General features: G+C 35.2%; 13 protein-coding genes. 7 read left to right on the forward strand and 6 right to left on the reverse strand.

Annotated elements, in window-relative coordinates; all coding sequences use genetic code 11:
* Positions 1-38: 38 nt before the first annotated feature.
* The gene (locus tag AB0A59_RS08440; RefSeq protein WP_458742913.1) at positions 39-296 is read right to left on the reverse strand and encodes a hypothetical protein; all 258 of its coding nucleotides are present in this window, start codon (positions 294-296) and stop codon (positions 39-41) included.
* Between the two features lie 393 nt (positions 297-689).
* Between AB0A59_RS08440 and AB0A59_RS08445 the strand changes: the two genes are divergently transcribed.
* The 3 genes from AB0A59_RS08445 (at position 690) to AB0A59_RS08455 (ending at position 3,135) form a co-directional block, all read left to right on the forward strand.
* Positions 690-1,181 (forward strand): hypothetical protein, encoded by a 492-nt coding sequence (locus tag AB0A59_RS08445; protein ID WP_458742915.1) that lies wholly within the window; start codon positions 690-692, stop codon positions 1,179-1,181.
* Positions 1,182-2,196: 1,015 nt separating this feature from the next.
* Positions 2,197-2,439 (forward strand): hypothetical protein, encoded by a 243-nt coding sequence (locus AB0A59_RS08450; protein ID WP_458742917.1) that lies wholly within the window; start codon positions 2,197-2,199, stop codon positions 2,437-2,439.
* 432 nt (positions 2,440-2,871) lie between these two features.
* Positions 2,872-3,135 (forward strand): hypothetical protein, encoded by a 264-nt coding sequence (locus AB0A59_RS08455; protein ID WP_458742918.1) that lies wholly within the window; start codon positions 2,872-2,874, stop codon positions 3,133-3,135.
* 701 nt (positions 3,136-3,836) lie between these two features.
* On the opposite strand, the gene AB0A59_RS08460 is transcribed toward AB0A59_RS08455, so the two are convergent.
* Positions 3,837-4,613, reverse strand: a complete 777-nt coding sequence (locus AB0A59_RS08460) for an MBL fold metallo-hydrolase (protein WP_458742920.1) — start codon at positions 4,611-4,613, stop codon at positions 3,837-3,839.
* A gap of 273 nt (positions 4,614-4,886) precedes the next feature.
* On the opposite strand from AB0A59_RS08460, the gene AB0A59_RS08465 reads away from it, so the two are divergent.
* Positions 4,887-5,696, forward strand: a complete 810-nt coding sequence (locus AB0A59_RS08465) for a hypothetical protein (protein WP_458742921.1) — start codon at positions 4,887-4,889, stop codon at positions 5,694-5,696.
* A gap of 580 nt (positions 5,697-6,276) precedes the next feature.
* Here the strand turns inward: AB0A59_RS08465 and AB0A59_RS08470 are convergent.
* Positions 6,277-6,723 carry a hypothetical protein gene (locus AB0A59_RS08470; RefSeq protein WP_458742923.1) on the reverse strand — a complete coding sequence of 149 codons (447 nt, stop codon included), beginning with the start codon at positions 6,721-6,723 and terminating at the stop codon, positions 6,277-6,279.
* A 142-nt stretch (positions 6,724-6,865) separates the two neighbouring features.
* On the opposite strand from AB0A59_RS08470, the gene AB0A59_RS08475 reads away from it, so the two are divergent.
* Positions 6,866-9,328, forward strand: coding sequence for an ATP-binding protein (locus AB0A59_RS08475; protein WP_458742925.1), 2,463 nt, complete (start codon positions 6,866-6,868; stop codon positions 9,326-9,328).
* A 351-nt stretch (positions 9,329-9,679) separates the two neighbouring features.
* On the opposite strand, the gene AB0A59_RS08480 is transcribed toward AB0A59_RS08475, so the two are convergent.
* Together AB0A59_RS08480 and AB0A59_RS08485 are read right to left on the reverse strand one after the other, a co-directional pair.
* Positions 9,680-10,123: a hypothetical protein gene (locus AB0A59_RS08480; protein ID WP_458742927.1), complete on the reverse strand. Its 444-nt coding sequence runs from the start codon at positions 10,121-10,123 to the stop codon at positions 9,680-9,682.
* Positions 10,018-11,739, reverse strand: a complete 1,722-nt coding sequence (locus tag AB0A59_RS08485; protein ID WP_458742929.1) for a hypothetical protein — start codon at positions 11,737-11,739, stop codon at positions 10,018-10,020. Before AB0A59_RS08485 ends, AB0A59_RS08480 begins: the two co-directional genes overlap by 106 nt.
* Before the next feature lie 366 nt (positions 11,740-12,105).
* On the opposite strand from AB0A59_RS08485, the gene AB0A59_RS08490 reads away from it, so the two are divergent.
* Positions 12,106-12,927, forward strand: a complete 822-nt coding sequence (locus tag AB0A59_RS08490; protein WP_458742930.1) for a PD-(D/E)XK nuclease family protein — start codon at positions 12,106-12,108, stop codon at positions 12,925-12,927.
* 364 nt (positions 12,928-13,291) lie between these two features.
* Here AB0A59_RS08490 and AB0A59_RS08495 read toward each other — a convergent pair whose 3' ends face one another.
* Positions 13,292-13,846, reverse strand: a complete 555-nt coding sequence (locus AB0A59_RS08495) for a hypothetical protein (RefSeq protein WP_458742932.1) — start codon at positions 13,844-13,846, stop codon at positions 13,292-13,294.
* 425 nt (positions 13,847-14,271) lie between these two features.
* Between AB0A59_RS08495 and AB0A59_RS08500 the strand changes: the two genes are divergently transcribed.
* Positions 14,272-16,287 carry a S8 family serine peptidase gene (locus AB0A59_RS08500; protein WP_458742934.1) on the forward strand — a complete coding sequence of 672 codons (2,016 nt, stop codon included), beginning with the start codon at positions 14,272-14,274 and terminating at the stop codon, positions 16,285-16,287.
* Positions 16,288-16,583 lie beyond the last annotated feature (296 nt).

The raw sequence follows: 16,583 nt of genomic DNA on the forward strand, positions 1-16,583 counted from the left end.
TTATGAAGTATGTAAATGACATTTCATAAGAAATTTTACTATAGTTTTGTCTGTTTAGACATGTTAGAACTAGATATAAATTTTGTATCCTTTGGTGGCAACTCATCAATTAGTATTGCCATTATTTTAGCTCTCAAGGTTAGCAAATTCTCTTTATCAATAGCAAAGCCATCACTTGTTATCTCTCCATCGTCTTGATAGGTACGTTTGATAAGAGAATAGAATCCTTTGTAAGCTGGCTTTCCTGGATGCTTTTTAGATAGATTGGTGACTGCTATCTCCACCTTATCTGTCAATATTTACCAGAATTAAAACCTCTATCAATTAAATATATAGATTGCTGATTGTGACAAGCATAACAATGGATTAAAGATCCTTACATTACTATAGATCCGATATCAGCCAAATAGTAACAAAGAGGATTAGGCCACTGTTAGAGTTACTATTCAATAAATTGCTAGGCTGATCTAATCTTTGTTTCTGAATTTATTCTGCTCCGCTGTTCAAGAGGCGGCGCTGTATTCACGGTAGACGAGAACAACACATACGGAATTTTCATTCTTGGATAACACCAAAAATAAAAGTTAAATGAGAATGTTGATATTATCTGTCTAAAGGAAAAAAAACGGACTAAAGACGATGGTTTCTAAAAAAGATGAATATAAAGTTTGATTCCAATAATAATTGTGATGAGTAATCACTCTAAGAACCATAATAAATTGTATCTAGTTATATCATTCTTTATTGCAAGTGCATTGATTTTTACATCCCTAATCGCGAGTAATGGTGCCCTTGCTCAACCATCTAATTCTAATAAATTATCAAAAGTTGAAAAATGTGCTTCAGGAGATCTTCCACCTTCGGCTTGCAAAAAAGCTTCTGACCGGAGCCAAACAAATAGTGGTGGTATAGACCCAGGTCAAGCAGGTAATGGTAGTGCTAGAACAAATATGGATGGGAATGGTGGTAGAGCAAGTACGGATAGTTCTCCGGGTGGTTTGAATACCGCAAATTCAACCATTAACCAGAATCAGCAATCTACTCAATTATGCGCCACAGGCAACATCAAAGCGTTACCGCATAGTACTATCATATGTAATAACAATGCTGATTTAGACCAAGCAAATAATGGAGATATTAGTACTGATCAAACAGCCGATGGTAGGTTAACAAAACCATAACCACTAGGTTGTTTAAAAAATTGATGTCAAATGTAAAACTAAAAGTTCTCCAGATATGAGAAATGCTTAGGGCTGGTCTTTTCAATAGAAACCCGCATGGTCTATTTATATAGCAAACAAAAAAGTCGGGCTTAATTTTAGTTTTGGAGGAGTTCAGGTTAATTCATTGGTAAACGACGTGTCGGCAGAAAAGGGTGGAGTTCAAGGAACAAATCAGGCTACCCCCTGGGCGATATAATCACAGCTCTCGACTGGTTTCCGATTAGTAATACTCATGACCTATTGTCATATATTGAAAACAATAAATTAGCCGGGGATAAAATCACCGTTTCAATATACAGTAACAATCAGACTCACAACATAATAGCAACCATAGGAGAAAGGCCAATTTCAGTATGTATATACCTCATCATATATTACAGCACAAACACCATTATTTTAAGAGACAGGGATCATCAATACTACAGGTCATACATTAACGAAATAATCACAAAATGGAAGGCCTGTGTTAGATGAGTTGAAGAAGGAACTTGATGATTTACATTAAAAAGCGCGTTTGTTTCTTTGATAATTTAATCTATTAATTCAATTTGGAAATGATTTCAATTAGTTAACAATATGGATAATCACATTCGGAATTTTTTAGAATATGAACTTTTAGATGAACTTTTTTATCTTAAATTGCGCTGTTGAAAACAGATCTTGCTATACCCTGTGAGATAATATATGATAATTTAGGATCCTTTCCAATTAAAAGCCTTCAATGAGATTATTATTTCTATTCTAAAGGTTTTAGCGACGGCAAGTCGTTGACTCTTTTTTGAAAATATCTGCATCACTATGAAGTGCTGTTGTTTTTGTAAATTTGGTTAAATCCTTCAACACTTTTGGATTATTCTTCATAATGAGTTCAGCTTGATAATTTTAATGAATATTATTATATTTGTGAGGTTATGCCAATGAGTGCCATTTATAAGAAGAATTATATATTAGAATGTTCTTTGTCAATATACATTTGATTACCAAAACAATTTTAGCATGTGCGGCAATAGTAATTGCATTCGCTTTGATTATCGCACCGTCGGTCTTAGGAAATGATGCATTCGCAGGAAAGAAATCGCTTTTCCAATCAATTAAGCAGTATGACTCTAAGAAGCAAAGCAGCAAGATTGTATCCGATGGAGATATAAAAAAATCTGGCAATAACTTTAACATCCAAAAACAGGAAAACAAAGGCGGCAATTCAGCAGCTCAATAGATAGATACATCATATTTTTTTTCATGCGCTCAAAACCGTTGAATTGATTAGTATAGTATCCTTTAGCATTGCGTAATTCATTCACAAGTATTATATGAGGATTTCTTATATCTAACACATTTTGAATCTTTTCATAACAAAAAATGGAAATTGGGTCCATCCACTTCCTCTCCACTCTCGACATCACTATGTCTACTTCCACTCTTCTTCTGTATTCTATTCACATATAACTGAGCAAAAGGAAAAAGACACAACCTTTATTTCATCACACAAATATTTTACCTCATTTCATAAACTCAAAACATGTCTAATATCTATCCCTCTATAGTTACACAGTTTTTTTGCAGAACATTCTTTGGTATTTAAATCCAAGGAGATCTTTTCAGTAACAGGTTGCTCAACTCAGTTAAATGAAAATGCATATTAAGTTTTATGAATAAAAAAATTTCCTTGTCAGTTTTGTCCATATTTATTGCAGCAGCTCTCATCGGCTCTGTAGTTGCTTATGGGGACAATATCGCATATGCAGGTGGAAAAAACAAAAAATCTAATGACGCAGCTCAACTTCTAGAACAATCTTCAAATACTACTGAACAATCAACCTGTGGTTCTGAAGATAAGACCATTGCCTCCTGTAACAACTTGGCCTTCACAGCCAACTTAAATGATGGCAACAATGCATTAGGTCAACAATAAAAGTTAAAGCCAACCTCAATCCTTTTTTTTGTTATATCCTTTTTATCATTTCTTGTCAAATATCTAATTTCAAATAGGTGAGCAATTGTGGTTATAAAAGCTATGTTCAATCTGTATTTTAGTTTTGCAAAATGTTTTGTCTTGTCGACTCAGGCACTACAGAAGCATAGACAAATTCTGTTCCTGTATTAGCACTTTTCTCGCTTTGCTTACATCAGCCGTATGAATATCTTTTCTTTATTTATTGTCATAAAATTATTATTAATGGTCTTAGGCGTATTTAGTAAGTATCTATGGTCCCAGATTAAATTATCAATTAGTCGCCTCATACCTCCAATTGCTATATTTAAAAAAAATTAGAAAAACAGTCTAAAACGATTTACGATTTTAACAATATCAAAATATCATGCAATAATCATTTATTGCTCTAAGCGCGGCGTTTCTATTCATACAAAATGAATCAAGGTTTGCAGACCGGATTATTCTTTACTAACAGAGTATACAATTCAGGTTGTTCGTTTTTTAACTTGTCTCTTGATGATGGAGGAAATGGACCCAAAAATCTTAAATGATTTTAACTTCTCTTTGAGGATTAAAATCCAATTGCCATTGTGAGTGGCGTACTATGACAAACAATCCTGTTGTGGCATAACTCAGGATTGGACTAGGCTCTATTAGTAACAGGATACTGGAACAATGTTTTATTTTGCTATCGTATTCTTATCTGTAATGGCGATAGACACAGCTTTTTCTATCATCTTTGATGCATTCTCATGTATCGGATTTGACTGATGTACTAACAATAGTTTTTCAACTTTAAGGTTCACAAGTCTCCCTGCCGATACAATGGAAGTTTCCCAATCCTTTGTTACTGTGTGTGGAGGAATAAACAAACCGTCAATATTTAAGATAGAAATAAAGAGAATGTCTCCCCCAATGAGAATCCGACGCTCCCTGTTATACAGGGAAATATGGCCCGGAGTATGTCCATGAGTATGAATAACTTGTAGAGTGTTTCCTATGATATATCCATCTTTCAATAAGATATCTATGGCAACTGGCCCGACGTGTATGTTTTTAAACTTTTTTGATACTGTATTAATATCAGTTCCCATTATTTTTAAAATGTGTGCAAAGGCATCCTTAACTGGTGGTCCATTATACTCTAACTCATGTAACAAGTACGATGCTTCTATCCAGTGAGAATAGATTTTGGCACCTTTTTTTCTCCTTAATTCATTTACAGCCTCAACATGGTCTGGATGCAAATGTGTCAGAACGATTGGGTTAATATCTTTGATATCAATCCCTGCTTTTAACAAATAAGATTCAAACATTGGAATACTGTAAATAAAACAAGTGTCAACAAGAGTATAGTCTCGGGGCTTTTCTTCAATGAGGTAGGACACCATCCCTACAGTTGGAATTGGATGATCCAATCTATCTATTGAATGCACCGTTGAAACAATTTCTACCATACAACATTATGGTTCTCTCCTATCAATAAGGGTTTTGTTATTTAAAGCAAAAATATTACAATCACGTCTGTTTATTAACATCGAATTTCAGAAGAAATGGTTTGGCTTGATTGCATTTTTAGTTGATTGTTATTCTCTTTAGCTCACAGTATATTGATCCAATTCCTTTAAAGCTTCATCAATCTGCTTTTCCAACTCAAATAGACAAATCTAATTTGTATCGATAAATGAGAAAAATAATACGCTTTTATAGTTATATATACCAGAGTACACATGTCTAACATAGATTTTTCAGAATTGATTTTATCAAAAAAAGGTGTAGTTTTATCAAATCGCCAAGTTGTAGGAAATATAATTGGTGAAAGAGATGATTCTATTATAGTAGAAAAGGACAAAGTAAGTGAAAATGTATACACGATACCGAAATCCAAGATCGAAAGCTATGATGGTACACAATTAACATTAAAAAGTACTGAAACCGAACTTAGAGCGTTTGAGCAAAAAAGGGAAAATACAGGTGAATCAGTTCTAGGCAATATAACAGACAAGCTAGAAGATGTCAAAGACAAGGTAGTAGGTACTACAAAAGATCTCGCAAATAAGACAAAAGATACAATAGCTTCTACTTCTTCTATTGGACAAGAACAGTCTTCTGGTGGAGATAGATTATACGAAGAAGGCGGACCTGGAACAGATACAAGTAGAAATGACGATCCTTTATCAGAGTATCGAGATAAAGAACCCATGACACCTGCTAAAATTAACACAGGCGAACCAACTGCGGTAAAAAGAGATCCAAGCGATCAAAAAATAACATCAGAAGGCCAAACTGGGACAAATACACAGGAAGCCCAAGAAGAGTATCGTAAACGAGGTATGACAAAGGTGGATTCGGATTCTCATACGCACGAAGGTTCATCAGTCAATCAAAGTAAACAGAGTAGTTCCGAAGTAGATAATGGAAGAAATTCAGACGAAAATTCAACAAATGTAAAGGCAACCTTTTCCTGCGAAACATGTGGACAAACATTTGACTCAAGACAAGTTTTGAAGGAACATACTAGCATGACTCACTACAAGTAATTACTAAATATCTATTGATATAGCCGATAGGAACACTCTTAGATTAGCGAAATTCCTACTCCTAAGAACATAATGTCATGTCCCATCATCCTCCTAAAGGGGTGTCGCCATCAAATTTATTTTAAGATTAAAAGCCCAAACCCATTTTATTCTGGTTAACGATATTCGCAAGGTAAGTATAGATATTATGGCACTCCAAAGATCAGATTAGATGAATTATTAGATTGGCATTTGGTAGGTATGGGATGTGTATCTATTGCAGGTTTCTTGGCAACAATTTATTCTAGTCGAAACAATAAGAATACTAACGAGATATTTGATAGGGTTTGCCGATAGACTTAATTTGTGCGGTCTTAAATTTACACTAGAGGAAAATAATTGTGGTATGACATATCTATTAAAAAGGCAATGCCTTTCCCTAATCCTAATCTTTGTGAATTATGTTATCTAGGGCAACAATTGTTGAGCTCTTAAAGAACAAACTAGTAGAAATTATAATTTAGAAGCACGTTATGGCTTGTCAATGTGAACGATAAGTGTAATCATTGACTAATTAATTATTACGACATTAATAACACTTTTATTGTATATTCCTAAGGTATTCACAATCCTCATAAAATACTTTTTCAAAAGTTGATAATACCATAGAACGAAGCCTTTCATCGTCTCCAACAGTAGGATCGATTGAGAGCGTGCTAAATTCTCCAGCTAATATGACACTGGTTTTATTATCTTGCCTTGGCATATAGTATATAAAATAAGTAGATCCAGCAAATGGTCCTTCAATCATTTCAAATGCGACACCTACAGGATAAAACATTATTCCTTTAACCTTTTCTGAAATAGATTGACCGTTAATCTCTTCATTCCAACTGTTTATTAATGTGTTGTCATCTAACAGCTCTGTAACAACATTTTTTGCATTAGGATGAATCTTTGATCCTTCTTTTACATGCGCTTGGACTAATTTCCATACTTTATCTATAGAAGCATCAAAGACGCCTTCTCTATCTTCAATGAAAACCATAACTATTATGATCTATTCGGCCATTTAATATAATCAATAATATTAATTATGGAGTCTCTTTTGACGAACTGCTATTAGCACGCATCCCCAGGGGACAAAACCACATGTATATTATGTTAGATATACACTATTATGATACTAAATGGATGAAGATGGTGACTTTCTTAAGGCAACAAAGGATTTACACAGTCAAGATTCATCTTCATCCAAAACTTTGGATATGCGAAATAACAAAGTAAGCGTAGATGATAAACAAGGAAAACAAACCATAGCAACTAGAATTGCTTATGGGGAAGAAACTATACCGATAACTGAAAAATTTGCTATAAACTGTAAAAGGGATCTCAATATATGTATTGATAAAAATGGTCTATCTGTAATAATCAATGTTCCCGAGATTACAAAATTGTATGTAATATTCAAAAGTAACTCTGTAAAGATAAGGATAGTTACGGAAATAACTTCAGAAAACATTGGATATTGCAAACAGATAGTCGAGAAATTCGGTGTCGAAATCAGACATTTGTCAGATATCAAAGGCAATCTTGCAATATCCGATAATAGAGAATATCTTGCATCTGTAGTGTTACGGGAAAGTAAACCTCTAACTGAAATAATACACAGTAATGTAAAAGAGATCATAGAACAAAATCAATTGATTTTTGAAACTTTCTGGAAAAATGCAATACCTGCAGAACAGAGAATAAGAGAAATCGAAGATGGCATATTACCGATTCAAACCTATATGATAAACAATAATGCTGGGGCGCTATCTTATGAACAAGATTTTATTAGTAATGCTGATACGGGTTTTTCAAATTCAACATCTATTGGATATTTCAAGTTACTTGATCAAAACCAGACCCTACTTCAAGCATATTTGAATTATCTTTCAAAGTATAAAGAAGGAAAAATAAAAGGCGGTCTGCGATGGATTACTTTTATAGAAAACAAGAAAGAGAATATAGAATTAATAAAAAAATTTCTTAATATTGGTATTGAAATAAAACATGTTAGAAACCTACCTCCATTGTATTTCTCAGTGTCGCGAAAACAATGTGTCACAATTATAGAAGATATTAAAAATGGAGAGACGTATCAGAGGCTTATTCATAGCACAGAGCCACTTTACATTTTACATTATCAGACAGTATTTGAGGAATTGTGGGACAGGGGCATAAATGCTCAAGAAAGAATAAGACAGATAGAAACAGGGGCTATTTTACAGACAACAAAACTTATTGAAAATGCTGTTAAAACAAAACAGTACTTTATAGACTTGGTACGAAATGCAAAACAAGAAATTCTGATACTTTTTCCCTCATTAAATGCTGTAAAAAGAGAAGTTATTATAGGAATCATTGATTTACTGAAAAAAAGGAGCGCTGAAAATATTAGAATTAAAATTCTATCTCCAGTGAATGAAAATGTCCAAGAAATATTGTTTCCAAAGGATGTTGAAGGGAAGTATAATGTTACAGAAAACATTATTAGCCGAGAGATTCGAAAGCAGGAAAATTTGATATCTACCATTGTAATCGTAGATAGAAAATATGTCTTAGCCACAGAATTAAAAGACGATTCCAAAGAATTATTTGAAGAGGCTATAGGAGTATCAACATATTCAACAAGTAAACCTACCGTATTGTCTTACATATCAATTTTTGAAAGCCTTTGGGACCAAACGGAAATGTCTGATAACCTCAGAACGGCCAATGAAAAGCTAGTACAAAGTGAGCAATTAGAAAGAGAATTCATTAACACAGCAGCACATGAACTGAGAACTCCTACCCAAGCGGTAATGGGATATGCGGAATTAGATAAACAAGTATTTGAGGATCTGTTGAGAAATACTAAAGTAACAACCGATGATGAGTTAAAAAGGCTTATCGACGGTCTAAAAGGACACTTTGATATCATATCTCGCAATTCAACTAGACTAAACGAATTAATAAATAATCTATTAGATGTAGCAAGAATTGAATCTAATAGAATTAACAGTTTGCAACTTCGTAAAGAAAAGTTAGATCTTATCAAGGAAATTAATGATTTACTTAAGACAGAACTTGATCAAAAAATCAAAAATAAGAATATTAAAATCAACTTTATAAATGAATGTATCAATGAGCAATGCTGGATATATGCAGATAAATCAAGACTTAACCAAATCATTAATAACTTGATAGGCAATGCAATAAAGTTTACCAATCAAAATGGTACAATAGACATTATGATAAAAGAGAATGCTTCTAATCTAAGTGAACTAGCTGTAGGAAATAAGAAAACTATTGTAGATAGTATAAAGGATGACAGAGAAGAGAAGATAAAAGAAGGAAACAAAAAGAAGATAAAAGAAGGAAACAAAGGAAGGAAACAAATACTTGTTGGCATCTCTGACACTGGTAAAGGGATATCACCACAAATAATGCCTAAATTATTTGAAAAATTTATTACAGGTTCTAGTACCGGAACAGGTCTTGGACTTTACATTACTCGGAATCTAGTTGAGGCTCATGGTGGTAGAATCTGGGCATTTAACAATACTGATGGAGTGGGATCTACCTTTGAATTTACTTTACCTAAAGCGGATGATGGGTTTAGGTAGTAATTAGAAATTAGACTTTCTATCGGATTAGGTTTATTTAATTTGAAAAAAGATGTAATAGATTTTTGTAGAAATCGAGTTTATTTGTAGTGATTGATATCTGCAATCTTTTATGTTGTAGCATAAAACCCCAATAATTAGTCAAATTAGTTACTAAGCTCCACGTCCCAAAACTCACTGATATCTTATTTGGTAATACTACGGTTCAAATAAGGGGTGAATATCTCTTTAAGCTCTTCAAAAATAATAGATTTGCTTTGAGAAATAGTAGGTCTTGGTTACATTATCTTGTTTATAACTATCCTTGCTGAAAAATGAATTTATCAATGTACAACAAGACTATCTAGATATCTAACCTCCACTTCCACCTCCACCTGCAGGTGGTTGTGAGGCTAGTGTTGGTGATTGTGTTGCTGTTGCTGTTGTAGCAGCACCCTGTCTGAGAGCAGCGTCCATATTTACTTTGTTATCTGCACTAAGTTTAACATTCTCTCCACCTAGATTCAGTAGGAGTAATGCATTGACATTGCCACCACCAAGATTCACAGGATTACCACTCACTAGATCTAAACCTGTAGATTGTTCGGTCAAGTCAATAAAATATTGTGCTTGACCTGGAGCAGTAGGAGCTATTCTTTGTATTGGGACTATTGCAGATTGTGTTGTTTGTCCATCTTGTATTTTAGCTCCTACAAGTTGAATTCCTTTTTCGTCTGGTAAATTGAGTAAGACTTTCCCATTAGTAAGAACACATGGATCAAATGCTGCAAGTATTCGCGCTTTCCCATTTTCCATTGGGGATGGACCCAAGACAATATTTGCAGACTGTGGTGGACAATCTGCAGTGGATGTACAGCTCCGTCAAGTGTTTGTACTGTCAATCCTCCATCATTTCTCACAGTGACTTGATCATTGTTAATATTTGTTTTAGTAACAATAACCGTCTTTGTACCTGTAGCTGGTGTTGTAGTTTGAGCTGGTGTTGTAGTTTGAGCTGGTGTTGTAGTTTGAGCTGGTGTTGTAGTAGTTTTTGATGGTGTGTTATTTGAAACGCAAGTAGAAGATCCTGTCCCTGGTTGACCGGCGTTACCACCACTTCCTACACCGAATGATCCTGCTGGACATGTTCCATCTGCATTTTTAGGAACTTCGACTTCTACTGGTGTTGTTGGTGTTTTATTACATTCAGGAGGTGTAGGAGTAGATGCACAAAGATAAAGCCAACCGAAATTAGTGGGTATCGGTTCTCTTGTAGTAGTACCAGGCGTTGTAGTTGTTTTCGCTGCTGGGTTATCAGAAATGCACTTAGACCCACTAGGAGCATTCGATCCTGTCTTTCCACCAAATCCTACGACATGAGATCCTGCTGGACATGTTCCATCCGGATTTTTAGGTACTTCTCCTTCTATTGGTGTCGTCGGTGTAGTTGGTCCACCTGGTAATGTAGTTGTAGATTTGGTAGTACCTGGACCGACACATGCACCTACGCTTGTTTCAAGGGTTCCAGCTGGACATTTTCCGTCAGGTTCTTTAGGAAAAGTTCCTGGTCCTACTGTAGATGTAGTGTCACCTGTTTGCCCTGTCGGTGTTGTTGGTTCTGTTGTTGTACCAGATGGTGCTCCTGTTGTTGTACTAGTAGTGGTTGATGATTTACAAGCAGGATCGGTTGGATTAGATTCGCAAGTGTTGACAGCATCAAAACCAACACTGAAACGTGATTCAGCTTGCTTTTGAGTTTCTTCAAATGTAGGTGAGCTTGTCGTTGTTTGTGATTTACAAAATGGAGCTTCGGGAGCTTTCGTACAAAAATCATTCTTGTCAGTTCCGGAATCTGCAGGAAGGGAACCAGATGGTGCTCCTGGCGTATTTGTACCTAGATCTGTTTCAAAATATGGTAGAAGTAATGTTTCCGATGGGGTGTCATCAATTGTACCAATAATTGTTTGAGGTTTACAAAATTGTGCTTCTGGAGATGTTTTACAAATAGCGTTGTTCTCGGATCCTGCATCAGTAGGGACGGAACCAGATGGTATTGATGATGTACTTGTATCATTCCCTGTAATACATTCTTCCGCTGTAACTGCTTGACTACCGTCGGGACAATTTACAAGTTCTGTTGAGGTTGTTGCTGATGTCTTTGGACACTCTTCCGCTGTACTTGCCTGACTACCGTCGGGACAATTTACAGGTTCTGGCTCAGTTTGTTCTTCTGACATTTCAGTTTCTGACTCTACTTCTGACTGTTCGTTTTCTGTTGAGCCATTATCTCCATCTGAACTACCTCCATCTGAACTACCTCCATCTGATGGACTAGCAAAGATAGTAGACGACATTATCATGACTGGGTTAGCAGACAGCATCATGGCTAATGTCAAAAATATAGTGAAACTAGATGCAACTGTTGGATTCATTTCTATTACTCCTCCTCCTCACTATTATAGTCAAATCCTAAAATTGAATCAAAGTCACGTACTATTTTTACATAATCAAATGAGAAAAGTACAATATTACTCATGTCTATATCATCTCTTGTTTTATAACACTACCGTTTTTATTTATAATCGAATACGACTTGTTCACATTTTTGCCGTTAAGACACATTATCATGATTGTAGATCGGAATCAATACGGTGACTGCTATATAACCATTTTATCATCTGAATTATTGATATTCTAAAAACTGAGATTCCATTCAACCTTGAACCCTATCCGCACGGATGTAATTTAATAAAAGAGCATAATGTTAATTTGCAATTAGGCGGTAAATAGATATTATTATGACCATTGTTGTTCGCTCTGACCGTGAATTTACAGATCTATTGAAGAATTCCCTCAGATCACGATATGAAAAAAGGAAGAGATCTGAGGATGAGGTACATGTTTCCGATATTTTGCCTTCTTCCTGTATTCGAAAACAATACTATGGACGTAAGTTTCCAGATCTTGAACCACTCACAGACGAATCCATTAATCATTTCATTAGGGGCGAGGCCAGTGAATTTGTAATTACAGATCTGGCTAACATGGGTGTATCACAGGCAGATTTAGAATTTGATGGTTTGATTGCTCATCCAGATATTCTGGACAAAGAGGTGATTATAGAATTGAAGGATACCCAAAGTAATAGAAGACTGGATATAACTGATTACGGATTTAGATCATATCTTAGACAGTTACTTTATTATCTTACCATAACCGGTATAGAAAAAGGTATCATATCAATTAGGTATAGTAATAGGGAAATGCGATGGATAAAATCGGATGAAAAAGGCGATTATTTCTTCCGGCCGTTTGATGGTAAAGGTCCTCGCATCGAAAGCTGGTCTGTATTGTTACCGAAGGACGATATAGCCCGGGAACTTTTCAAAAACGAAATGATGCGCAGGAAAAACTTATTCGTAGAGGCAATTAATGAAAATGATGTGTCTGTACTTCCTCGGCTTAACATGAAAGTAAGAAACATCAAGTGTCCATACTGTGTATTTTACGATAAATGTATGAATGAGGACGGGGAAACAGAGAAAGCCGCTAAAATGGCAAATGAAATAGACTTGTTAGATATTCCTGGGTTAGTAGATTTTAGACCCTTCTTACAATGACTAAAGTGGGACATCAATTTGAAATATATTGATAATCACTTCTAGAAACAGTATACCAATGGGGTGGATTACAAAAATACCTTGCAATTTATCATAATCCTTAAATTCAACTTTGCCCAGTACACTGTAGAATCCCATTTAAAATACCGATATCAGCACTAATCCCCACGCGCTCAAACTGTTACCAGTTATAAATTAAAATACTGCAGTAAGTAGTTACCTGCTCATAAATTTATAAGTGCAAAAGACAATCTCCTTATTTCTGTTAATTAAAGACTAAATTGAAATATCAGATTGTAGAATTAGAATTATATTCTAAGACTTTCCAAAAAAAAGAATAAAATTGTACCTATATTGTTGTTACTTATTTTCTTATACTCTCTAAATCTACTATTCCCTTGGGTAAAATTTCTTCAGCAACTACTTCATAAACTGCAATAAATGGCTCTCCATGAGGTGTTCGTAGCCATACTGAATCCCCTACGAAGGGTATTGATGCAGAGAAATATGGTGGTGCAGTCCCGTAGTCTGGTACTATGACTGATGGAACACTAATTTCTCCTGGTGTTCCTTGTTCGGCTTTACCGGTATGAAATCCAGCAAACAACTCTCCAAATGTACTTGTATCGAGTTCTGAAAAAGTGGAGTTATCTATATGGAGTCTATGACTGATTCCTACCTCTACAGGTTTTGTTGCGGTAAATGTCAGAACACCTGTATAAATTGTGCCATCATCATTATTGGACAATATTACTGCTCCATGAGGTTGTTCATTGGGTTCTGAAGTTGAATTGGTATAGGCATCAGAAGAGACTATTCCTCTAAGCGCTATTTCCTTTTCACTTGACGTAGCATTAATTCTTTCATCGGAAGTAACGGTAGTTTCGCTATTGGTGGTGAAATTATTTAGTTGCCCCAAGGCTTGATTAGGGTATAATTGAGTGTCACTAATAATAGATAGTAACAGTGGTGTTATAACTGCTGCTATAATTATGAATAAATGTAAATTATTGATTGCAATGGTATTGGAGATCTAGTAAAAAAGGCTTTTGTAGGTGAAAATATCTGGCTAATAAGTTGCTATTTTCCATTTGATTTCATAAAGTACGTCCTAGATTCCATTCAACCTTGAACCGTATCCCCACGTGTGTATTCAAACAAATATGAGATCTTCAGAAATGACTAAAATTCGACTCTGTTTTATCCTTGACTATCTATAAAAACGAATTGCTTACTGATGTTTCTGGAAAAATCATTTTCAACAACCTAATTTCTTACATAGCGCTATAATCCGTAACTGTTGTTCTTCAACTAACTTAATAATATCTGGCATATACCATATATATGGCATATTTTCCAGATGAAATTGTCTATCCAAGTGGTATTAAAGTATACATTGATAGAAACAGATGGTTACTAGGCCTAAAGAAACCTTATACACTTAATCAAGTGACGGGTACTCTTCCATCCCCAATGACTTTGGAGAATCCTGTGAATCCTGACGAAAGAATAAACCATACCAATAAGAGGTTCTGGATATACAATTCTGAATTATATACTCCTGCAGATATGAGCGGAACATTACATAATCTATTTGGACAGGACTTTGATTGGGTTGCTCCAGTTTATAGTAATCCAGACATCTCAGGACAAAAAGGAATGATATGTCCGTTACCACACGTTCTGATACTCACATTTACAACTCAAGCAAGTAGTGCTGAACCACCCATTTCTCAAGATCTTTACAACCATTATTCAATGAAAAAGTCGATTGAAAAATCAAAGTATTCTGGAAAGAATACATACTACTATGAAATAGGGGATCTAAATAATTTTAATGCGTTTAAAATAAAAAGTATTTTAGATTCTGATACAGATGTTTATAGTTTAATACGTTTTGAGCACATGCCTATGATAATTCCAGTTTCTAATGTTCCCAATGATCCTGATTACATTAGCCAATGGAATATGAGACGCATTAGAGCAGGCGGTGAAGTTACTACGCCTCCTGACAAAGGTACTACCACATGGGATCTATCGAGAGGAAGCGGAGATGTAGTAATTTGTGTATTGGATTCTGGATGTGATTTAACTCATCCTGATATCAAGTTTGCTAGTCCAGGTGTAAACTTAGATACTATGTTAGGAGATGGCTCTCCAATAGAACCTCCTGGTGCTACAGAAATTGGACATGGAACTGCAGTCACAGGTATAATTGCTGCTACAATTAATAATTCACTTGGAGTTGCAGGCGTAGCTGGAGATTGTAAGATACTTCCACTTGCATTTGTAAACTGGACTGAAGAGGAGCTTATAAGAGGAATAAATTTTGCAAGGGTGTTTAAATCTAGGGTCATTAATATGAGTATCTTTTTTAATCTTCCTGATACTACTGCAGTAGATGCAGCCCTAAGTGAGGCATCAACTGATTTACTTATTTGCGCTTCTAGTGGTAACAATAATAGTAGTACGATAAATTATCCTGCAAGTAGTAAATACGTGATGGCCTGTGGTGGAACAGATCAAAATGATAATCGTCAATCTCTTACAAGTTCAGTCTCAGGCGGGACAGCGTACACAGGTTCTAATTTTGGACCAGAAATGTCTGTAGTAGCGCCGGGCATACTAATACCTACTACTGATATGGTAGGAATGCAGGGATATAATAATTCGGGCGATTATATGTTAGATTTTCAAGGGACATCGGCAGCTGTACCGCATCTCTCAGGGTTAGCGGGACTAGTGTTTAGCGTATATCCTGCAATCAATCCAGAAGAAGCTCGAAATATCATAGAAAGAACCGCAGATAAGGTGGGTACATTACCCTATAGTATAGACGCGACACATCCTAATGGGACTTGGAATATTGAAATGGGATATGGACGTATAAACACACTTAGAGCCGTATTGGCGGCTTCAGCATTCAATCCTGATTCTCCATGGTATCGTGAAGTTCTTCTTGAAGGAACCATGGTTCTGCATGACTATGAGGATTTTGGAGACGATGAAGAAAAAACTGTCTCATTTAATGCTGGAGTTCCACAGATTTTCCAACTAGGGCCTTTTCAAACACATGTAGATATACCTGTTTGGATCGATAAGGTGGGAGGCGAAGTAAGAGGTGAGATACGTCTAATCCTTGATTGGAAAACCGATTCATCTATTGATGTCAATTATAATATAAAATTGTATGAGGGAACTTCGGAAGATACAACCGACTTAGATGGTGAAAAATCTGGTTTGCTGAATGTTCCTAAAGATTCATTACGCAACCTAAATGAAACAGTATTGAATACTGATGAGGGCGATAATGACTTTATTAAATTAGAGATGAAAATTACTAATAATCGACGGATCTAGTTGACTAGCAACTCAGTTCACTTGCTTTTCCTTCTATTATTTAGATTTAATAATGAATATTGTATAATAGTCAAATTTGGTACTAATCCCCGCTCGCCCAGACTGTTACTATTTGCAGTTGCACCTTCGTGATAGAAAACGATGGAACCTTTTGAGCATCATGCAATGATAATAGAATTGTTTGAATCATATAGAGCTAAAAATTGAAATCTTCAATAGTATAGGTCTTATTATATACAGGCTTTTCAACAACCATCAGTGTCGATCAATATTTCTAATAAAAAAGATCATTGATA

This window comes from Candidatus Nitrosocosmicus sp. T (assembly GCF_054408485.1).